The following is a 426-nucleotide window of genomic DNA, read 5'->3' on the forward strand; positions in this document are numbered from 1 at the left end:
GATCGCAAATCTTTCCCGCTGTTCTTGAAAGAATGCGAATTTCGATTTAACTTCGGCACACCGTCCCGGCAGCTAAAAATCCTGCGGGATTGGTGTGGAATTTAGAGCTAATCTAGTACAGCCCCTTAAATTATCCTCTCCCGAAAGGATGTATCCCCCACGTCCTTTTCTTTATCCGCTTCCTCCCTTTCGATCAGATTTCTACCCCGTAAAAGGCTTACACTCCGCATCATTGCCCCTAAATATCTCCTCACCGTCCGTACAGCTTCCCTTCACCTTCATCTTCCCGCACACCACCGCCGTCAGCGACTCGTTCAAGCGTAATACTCTCGGCTCCGCCTCCCTGTCCAGCGCCACCGCCTTCAGGGTAAACTTCCCTTCCAGGATCCCCTTAGCCTGACCGTTCATCCGAATGCAGAAACCGCC

Annotated in this window: 2 pseudogenes; one reads left to right on the forward strand and one right to left on the reverse strand. The window is 51.9% G+C overall.

From position 1 onward, the window contains the following. A pseudogene (locus ACTHTJ_RS10940) lies at nucleotides 1–105 on the forward strand (IS1595 family transposase); the annotation flags it as partial. A 96-nt stretch (nucleotides 106–201) separates the two neighbouring features. Here the strand turns inward: ACTHTJ_RS10940 and ACTHTJ_RS10945 are convergent. Further along, nucleotides 202–426 (reverse strand): annotated as a pseudogene (locus tag ACTHTJ_RS10945) (type IV pilin protein); the annotation flags it as partial.

It is taken from the genome of Neisseria sp. P0018.S001 (assembly GCF_051957355.1).
GTDB lineage: Bacteria > Pseudomonadota > Gammaproteobacteria > Burkholderiales > Neisseriaceae > Neisseria > Neisseria subflava_A.